Origin of the sequence: Rufibacter sp. XAAS-G3-1 (assembly GCF_013623775.1) — a bacterium.
Lineage (GTDB): Bacteria > Bacteroidota > Bacteroidia > Cytophagales > Hymenobacteraceae > Nibribacter.
In genome coordinates this window covers 1-6,759 of the sequence record NZ_JABFAM010000032.1, presented here as the reverse complement: position 1 = coordinate 6,759, position 6,759 = coordinate 1, and the positions used below count along the sequence as shown (strand labels likewise).

Sequence of the window (6,759 nt, the reverse complement as noted above, 5' to 3'; positions counted from 1 at the left end):
CAGTTATTATGATAAACAGAGCCGTTTCGCGGGAATGTCACATTCCGAGCACGCAAGGGGTAAGGAAGCACCAGGCGTTAACTGACAGCGCTTGTCGGCAGAGAAGGCTCCGCAATAAGCACCTCCAGCGGGAAGCGCAGCCCCCGGTGCAGGTTCCTGATCATCTCCAGGGAGAGCGCGCGTTTGCGGTTAAGTACCTTCGAGACATTACCCTTGTTACCCATGTAAGGCACCAGATCCTCCTGCCTCAGACCCAGCTCCTCCATCCGGATCTTGATGTAGTCTATCGGGTCCGGCTCCTCAATCGGGTAATGCTCTTCCTCGAATTTATTGACAAGCATAACAAGGACTTCCAACTCGTCGGCCTCCGGGGTGCCTGGCTCGGCCTCCCATAAGGCCCGAATGCGTTGCAGGGTGGCCTGGTAATCGGCCTCGGTGTGAATTAATTTAATGTCCATGGGTTGAGATGCTTTATTCTGAATGATTAATCTATGCTGCCTCACAGGTCCTTTATCCGGACCTTGTCATATTCGGCGTGGGTGCCAATCCAGAGCACAAATACTCTTTTCGCCCGAAAGCCTATCAGTGCCACTAATCGGTAGTCGTTTGCCTTGATATTGAAGACAGCTTTCCCGTCCACCACCATCTCCGCACTGGGAAAGTCATGCCGCATATCACTAACGCTACTCCACTCCGCCTTTCTGACGGTTTTGAACCAGGCTGTCAGGTAAGGTTTGGCAGCGGCATGTTTCTCGTAATATTCTCGGATAGCCTTGTAACTGATGACGTGCATGAGGCAATTTGATTTACGACAAATATACTATTTTGTTGTCAAAAAGACAACTTTATATTTCTTTTCCCTTCTGTTTCCTCTTAAATATTGCACCATGTTGCACGCTGTTGCTACCTTGTCGCAAGCAACAGCGTGCAACATGGCAAAAATCAGCATATCGGAGGCTGCTCGGCTCACTGGGAAGAACCGCAGCACCTTACATCGTCACATCAAGGCAGGGAAGCTAAGCAAGCATTTTGACAATGATGACAACCCCGTGCTTGACACGAGTGAGTTGAGCAGGGTGTACCAATCCTTCAAAATGCCCGCAACACTGCAACAGGGTGAGACACTGCCGCAAAGCAACAGTGTGCAGCAGTCTGCAACACCCCCAGAAACCAGCAATGCAACAGGGGAAATCGAGCTTCTAAAGCTGAAACTGCTGCATGCCGAGGAAAAGATAACTATTGAGGAAAGCCGTCGCCGCGAAGCCGAGCACCGGGAAAGGGAGGCGAGAGAAGAGGTCAAACGCCTATTGGGCGTTGTCGAAAAACAGACCTATCTACTGGCAGCGCCACAGGCCCCGGGGGGCCAAACCCAGGAAGAGATCCAGCCAGAGCCGGAGCAGCCCAAGGGTAACTGGTGGAAGCGGCTCTTCAGCTGACAGAGGTCACTAAAGAGGCGGCATCTTCTTTTCGCCCTTCTCCAGCTCTTCCCTAAAGCCATTCACCAGGCACTGCATCTGCTGGGCTTTCCCGGCTTTCCGGAGGTAGCGAATCTGATTCCTGTAAAGGCTGGTATAGCCGCCCTGGCCCTCAACCTCAACATCTATCATGTCGTCTGATGTGCCCGGCAGATGTTGTTCCCTTACCCTACCTATGTAGTTAGGGTAAGGGAAAGCCAAATTGAGTGACCAAAGATGGACAGTGTCATCGCCAGGATTCCTGCCAAAGAAAAACCAGGCACCTGTCAAGGTGTATCTGAACACCTCAAACAGCCTTATTTTATCTCCCACCCTACTTCAGGACGCCCTTTTTCTGAAACACGGCAACCAGGTAAGCGGCAGGGTCGTCTACCTTCCTGCCCTCGGAGATGGCTTTCTTGAGGTCTGTCACTGTCGCCTCGAAGTCGGCATAATGACGCAGGGCTATCTGCTTGGCCGCACTTTCCGAAACCCCATATGCCATCACATTCCTAACGTGCTTCTGGTAGTCTATGGGTTCATTTAAATCAATTTGCACCTGGCGTATTTTCTGGACGCCAACAAAAATCTTGATGAACTCAAAGGAGCGTCCACGTTTTATGAGTTCATAATCAAAATTAATATCTGTCTCTTCATTGATTTGCTTTTTAGCTATATCTAAGACTTTTGTTTTAAAGGCAGTAATTTCAGTGAATTGCTCTTTCTGTTTTCCTGTAGGGTCTTTCAGATAAAGCATTTCCTTCAGTTCATTTATGCTCAAAATTTTAACTGGGTCAGTATGTCTCCACTGACAAGCCAGAGCGTAGAGTCGCTTGGCATATTTGCTTGTGCACGACAGAGCAGATTTAAGCTGAAAAACAGTGAAGTTACTTTTCAGTTCGAAGAGATAGGGGCGTGCCTTATCACTTAAAGAAACATCAAAGTATCCTTTTCCCTTTTGGTATTCTACCATGGAGAAAAGCCAAAGTTGTTTGAGTGACTTCTCTGTTTCAATAACAAACATTCTACTTCCCATTTCTTCAGTAGCATGCTGCAACTGCTGGTAATTCCATTTACGACCAGTTATAGTTTCAATGTCCTTAGCATACAGAGAGTATATTTTTCCTGGAGCATCATCCTTCCCTAAAGAGGCCAACAGCATAAATAAGATATCTAATTGACAAGCAGTAAAATCAAAACGCCCTGATGTAATGGCATTATGTTGCATGATTCTCTTGTCGATATTAATTTTCTGTAGTTCCATGATCACAATTTAAGCGAAAACGAACTAAATAAAAAAACAGAAATACAATTTAGTTCGTTTTCGCTTATAAAAGGTTCGTTTTCGCTTATAAAAGGTTCGTTTTAGACTTATAAAAGGTTCGTTTCCGCTTATAAAAGGTTCGTTTTCGCTTATAAAAGGTTCGTTTTCGCTGTTGTAAACACTTATTTATTAGATAGTTAGGTACCCCCTAAATAGATAAATAGTTAAATAAATAAAAAAAACAAATACAAGAGAAAGCCTCCCCCCGCGCCTGTCCAGAAACAGAAAGCAACTGGCAAGAAAACAGAAGGGAAAAAAGGCCAAACAAAAAAACAAAGCGCGGGCCCAGGCAGGACGAGGAACCGAAAAAGGAAAGAAATGCGTACCTTGGAATGCGTAAGCTCAGCATGAAGTATAGCCCACTAGACTTATTAGCTGCACCGCATAAGTCAGATGGGTCAGGGGAGACCCCTAAGACCCCCAGGAACGCCAAAAACAGCAGATAACCATGGGATTCGCCGTATTCCACGCCAGCAAAGGCTCCGGCTCCGGAGGGGGCACCGGTCACCACATCGACCGCACGCCCGGCCACGAGCACACGTACCCCCACACCGACCCTTCGCGGCGGGAGCTGAACGAGAACCGCGCCCTGGGGAACGGGGCGCACCTGCTCCCCCTGCCCGAGGCCATCACCCAGCGCATCCAGGAAGGCTACCAGGGGAAGAAGGCCATCCGGAAGGACGCGGTAAAGTACCTGTCGCTCGTTCTGACCGGCTCCCACGAGGACATGGTAAAGCTAGCCAGTGAGCCGGCGCGCTTTAAGCAATGGCAGCAAACTAATTTTGATTTTGTGGCCCGGGAGTTCGGGGAAGCGAACATCATGCGCTTCACGCTGCACCTGGACGAGAAGACGCCCCATATCCACGCGGTAGTGGTTCCCCTGACCGAGGACGGCCGTCTGTCGGCCAAAGACCTGATGGGCAACAAGAAGAGCCTGTCTTTGCAGCAGGACCGGTACGCGGAGGCCATGGAGCCTTTCGAGCTGAGCCGGGGCGTGCGGGACAGCAAAGCCAGGCACACGGGCGAGGGCTGGTACCTGGAGCACCTCAAAGAGGCCCGGGAGAGCCAGAATAAGGCCGCTGTGCCGGAGTTCACCTTCAAGGACAGGCTTAGCCCCGAGAAATACGTGGAGGGCGTCAAAACGTCCCTAACCGCCCTGCAGCAGCAGAGCATAGACCTGCAATTGGAAAACAAGCGAAGGGAGAGCCAGGTGAAAGACGCCCAGGCCAAACAGCAGCACACCGCGGCAGCGGCAGCCAGGCAGAAGGAAGCCGTCCAGGCCATAGCGGAGCAGCTGGTGAACTCCGGAAAGGAGGGCATCACCCTGAATGCCAGCTATGCCCTGAACAAGGCCCCCGCAGCCATCAAAGAGGCCGCGAGCATAGTTTTCACCAGGCAGGTGAAGGAATTGGCGGAAACGCACCTGAAATCGTCCATAGAGCCATTAATCAGGCAATTCCTTGGAATCGAGAAGCAGGCCAAGCCTACCCAGCAGGACTACGGACGCCTACAGGAGTTGGACACCCCGAATTCCCGCCAGAAGCTGGCGGACTACGCCATGGAAACCTTCAACCATGAGGTTTCCAAAAGATGGGGGGTGAGCCTGAACACCAAGGGGAGCGTTTACCTGGACTTGGCGCGGAAGGCGCTGAAAACGGTCAACGAGGCAATGGCCAGTATCACCCAGGAAGTGAAAAAGGCGCTGGGCCTGGACAAGCCCCAGCAGCAGAACCGGGGAAGGGGAATCGGGCGGTAGAAAGAAGCAGATGCTTATAGGAGGTAGGATTTGAAAACACCAATAAACACTAAGCCAGTTATTACTGTTATATTGTTTTAGTGGTGCTATTTTTATTTGATTTTATCTTCATTAATATCTACAAAGATATCCCATTTATGCTGCCATCCTGAGCTTGAGGGAACTGCTCCGCCATAATGAATTCTTACAATAAAACTGCCATCCTCTCCTTCAAAATCTCCTGTATTTTCTCCACGTTTAAAACCTCTTTTAGTCATTATTTCCTCAAATTTAGTTAGATTGAATGTCCATGAACTTGCAGAATTTCGACGGTTACTCAAAGTAGTCCATCCGTAACAATCATCTACAATATTTTGGTATTTATCTTTAATTTTATCCTTCTTTAATTCAAGTTTAGCAATCTTCTTTTGTTTAAGCTTATATTCCGGTGTTGTTTTGTAAATACTGTCAGCAATAAATTCCACTCTTGCTGCTGCTTCCCTTCCAGCAAGTACAAGGCTATCGTTATATCTGTCGACCTTGGCCGACTCATTAGAAGAGGTGTTGCAGCCAAAAAAAATTGAAATAGTAGTTGAAATTATAACTAACCTGTTTATTAATAAAGGTTTTCTAACTCCAAGTTTCATAATCAATAATTTAAAATTACTGCCATTGTTTTTAATACCAGTTAACAGGCTGTTAGAACGGCGGAAGGAAGACTTATATGTAGAATGATATTGACTATGAAAATTTATTAGAAAGAATGAAACTACTGCTTGCAAAATCTAAAAATTAGGTAATTTTTATGGCAGTGTCTTTACCATTCAGAATTTTCAATAGATTTTGACGTACTCCCCTCTTTAATTGCCTTTTCAACAGCATCTAATGTATTGTTTGCCTTCTTAAATGCTTTGTAGAAAGCTTTTGTCATAACAGTTTTTTGCATGCCTTTAGGATTGATTGGATATTCCTGTGCAACTTTCATTGTGGAATAAGAAGGGGGCGTGTCACCTCCAACAATTTTCTTTTCGTATTCTGTTAAAGTTACTATTACTCTTGCCCTACCGTCTTTAGCGTCAACTCTTAAAATATGCCAAGCGTCCACATGGGTTGTAATAATTGATACGCCTATATGAACATTGTCATAAATTCCCTTGCCAACAATGTGTCCATTTTCTTTGTCTTGGGTTTGTATAACTGATTTGCCGCTTATATAATTGTAGGTAAAATAGTTTAAAGCTCTATTAAAGATTTCTTCTTTTTTAAGTTCAGGTGCTTCTATTACTTTAACTATTGTAACATTACCATTGTCGTCAAGTTGCCATTTGCCTTCAATTTCACTAAGCATTTCTTTTGCTGATTGTCCATAGCTTACTGTTCCAATTAAAGCAACTGCAATTAGGAGAATAATTTTCTTCATAATTTTTGTTAATTTGGTTTGAATATGTTTTTATTTTATAAAATTACTGTCAACGCTCTCGGCCGTAGCCTAACTTTTACAAAATGTTGGCGGTAGTAATTTTTATATTTTTTTCAAGGTTTCTGGTTTAAAAATATTTGTTTCAAGTTTGTTGTTTATAAACCATTGACAGACTAAATCTCCATCCGAATGTCCAGCTGTTTTAAGAGCAAAGTTCTCCATCTTATCGGTTGATTTTCCTACAATTTTTTGAATTGTCATTTTAGGTCCTCCGGACTTCAACTCTACAACATCTCCTATATTAAAATCCATAGTTTTATAATTTTTTTAACAAGTTTTCTATTTCTTCTAGTTCGACTTCAGTAATTTTCCAATCCGCATCTTCTATTCGAGCTATCTTTTCAGGTGGAAGTGGATTTTCCTGAAGTGTTGGGATTATTTCTTCAAGCATATCACTTAATACTTTTTGTTTGTAATAAAGTCCTTTAAATCTCTCAAATAGTAGCTTTACTACCTTCTTTTCATCGTCTGTCATAGTTCAATATTTTTTGTATTACCGCCAACTACAGTATTTAAGTAGTTATTCCGTTTAGTGGCCTATTTTTAGTGGGCTAAACGGAACCAAGCACCGAATGTACGACATAGCCCGGGCAACTGAAAGCGACCCGCACGATTCCCCTCCCCTCTAAAGTGCCAAAACCGCACCCCCCGTTTCCAGCGAATCAGGGCGGTTTCGCTTATAACAGTTATTATGATAAACAGAGCCGTTTCGCGGGAATGTCACATTCCGAGCACGCAAGGGGTAAGGAAGCACCAGGCGTTAACT

Annotated in this window: 10 protein-coding genes; 2 read left to right on the top strand and 8 right to left on the bottom strand. The window is 45.5% G+C overall.

Features of this window, described 5'->3' with window-relative positions; genetic code table 11:
* Window positions 1–77: 77 nt before the first annotated feature.
* Window positions 78–458, bottom strand: a complete 381-nt coding sequence (locus HHO50_RS20800; protein WP_181309075.1) for a type II toxin-antitoxin system HigA family antitoxin — start codon at window positions 456–458, stop codon at window positions 78–80.
* Window positions 459–499: 41 nt separating this feature from the next.
* Window positions 500–793 (bottom strand): type II toxin-antitoxin system HigB family toxin, encoded by a 294-nt coding sequence (locus tag HHO50_RS20795; RefSeq protein ID WP_181309074.1) that lies wholly within the window; start codon window positions 791–793, stop codon window positions 500–502.
* Here HHO50_RS20795 and HHO50_RS20790 point away from each other — a divergent pair.
* Window positions 792–1,436, top strand: a complete 645-nt coding sequence (locus HHO50_RS20790; RefSeq protein ID WP_181309073.1) for a hypothetical protein — start codon at window positions 792–794, stop codon at window positions 1,434–1,436. The genes HHO50_RS20795 and HHO50_RS20790 overlap by 2 nt on opposite strands.
* Before the next feature lie 9 nt (window positions 1,437–1,445).
* Here HHO50_RS20790 and HHO50_RS20785 read toward each other — a convergent pair whose 3' ends face one another.
* A complete protein-coding gene (locus tag HHO50_RS20785) occupies window positions 1,446–1,607 on the bottom strand; it encodes a hypothetical protein (protein WP_181309072.1) in 162 nt (53 codons plus the stop codon).
* A 181-nt stretch (window positions 1,608–1,788) separates the two neighbouring features.
* Window positions 1,789–2,718, bottom strand: coding sequence for a replication initiation protein (locus HHO50_RS20780; protein ID WP_181309071.1), 930 nt, complete (start codon window positions 2,716–2,718; stop codon window positions 1,789–1,791).
* A 508-nt stretch (window positions 2,719–3,226) separates the two neighbouring features.
* Here HHO50_RS20780 and mobV point away from each other — a divergent pair.
* On the top strand, window positions 3,227–4,534 hold the full coding sequence (gene mobV, locus HHO50_RS20775) for a MobV family relaxase (RefSeq protein ID WP_181309070.1): 1,308 nt from the start codon (window positions 3,227–3,229) through the stop codon (window positions 4,532–4,534).
* 92 nt (window positions 4,535–4,626) lie between these two features.
* Here mobV and HHO50_RS20770 read toward each other — a convergent pair whose 3' ends face one another.
* The 4 genes from HHO50_RS20770 to HHO50_RS20755 form a co-directional block, all read right to left on the bottom strand.
* Window positions 4,627–5,295, bottom strand: a complete 669-nt coding sequence (locus HHO50_RS20770) for a hypothetical protein (protein WP_181309069.1) — start codon at window positions 5,293–5,295, stop codon at window positions 4,627–4,629.
* Between the two features lie 35 nt (window positions 5,296–5,330).
* Window positions 5,331–5,933 (bottom strand): DUF4468 domain-containing protein, encoded by a 603-nt coding sequence (locus HHO50_RS20765; protein ID WP_181309068.1) that lies wholly within the window; start codon window positions 5,931–5,933, stop codon window positions 5,331–5,333.
* Between the two features lie 102 nt (window positions 5,934–6,035).
* On the bottom strand, window positions 6,036–6,245 hold the full coding sequence (locus tag HHO50_RS20760) for a YodC family protein (protein WP_181309067.1): 210 nt from the start codon (window positions 6,243–6,245) through the stop codon (window positions 6,036–6,038).
* Between the two features lie 4 nt (window positions 6,246–6,249).
* Window positions 6,250–6,468, bottom strand: coding sequence for a hypothetical protein (locus tag HHO50_RS20755; RefSeq protein WP_181309066.1), 219 nt, complete (start codon window positions 6,466–6,468; stop codon window positions 6,250–6,252).
* Between the last annotated feature and the right edge of the window lie 291 nt (window positions 6,469–6,759).